The following is a 504-nucleotide window of genomic DNA, read 5'->3' as shown; positions in this document are numbered from 1 at the left end:
CACGCTTGTTTTTTACGATAGACCGTTGAAGGGCTTAGCTCCAGCATCACAGCGGCATTGCGCACGTTACCATCACAATAGGCGATCGCGATTTGAATCGCTTCACGTTCGACTTGCCACATTGGTCGGATACTTCCGTCTGCATTAAAGTACGGCGATAAGGAATGACTCGGTGTTTCAACGCCGACAGTAGGTTGTGTTTGTTGAGCAGGCGCCTCTTGAACAGGTTGCACTGGTTCAATGGGTTGTGTTTGCATCGCTGGAGCATTATGTCCGTTGAGGTTGTTGCTCGGGCTTGATGATTCGACGTGCACAGGGGTTACGGTTCTTGCCTGCGTTTTCTTTTGAGTTAACTGAGCGGGTAGGTGAGCCACCGTGACTTTTTCATCATTGTTGAGTACCACGATATTACGAATGATGTTTTGTAGCTGCCTTACGTTGCCAGGCCATTCGTAATGTTTGATCACGTGCTGCGCTTCGGTATCAATGTTAGAGAATTTTTTC

Annotated in this window: 1 protein-coding gene; it reads right to left on the bottom strand. The window is 48.0% G+C overall.

Annotated features, from left to right (window positions below):
• On the bottom strand, positions 1 to 504 hold a 504-nt coding region (locus tag R7Z47_RS27020; RefSeq protein WP_318131050.1), incomplete at both ends, for a helix-turn-helix domain-containing protein.

This window comes from Vibrio sp. 1641 (assembly GCF_033339995.1).
Taxonomy (GTDB): domain Bacteria; phylum Pseudomonadota; class Gammaproteobacteria; order Enterobacterales; family Vibrionaceae; genus Vibrio; species Vibrio alginolyticus.
The sequence above is the reverse complement of the archived record's forward strand: the minus strand, read 5'-3'. Positions and strand labels throughout refer to the sequence as shown.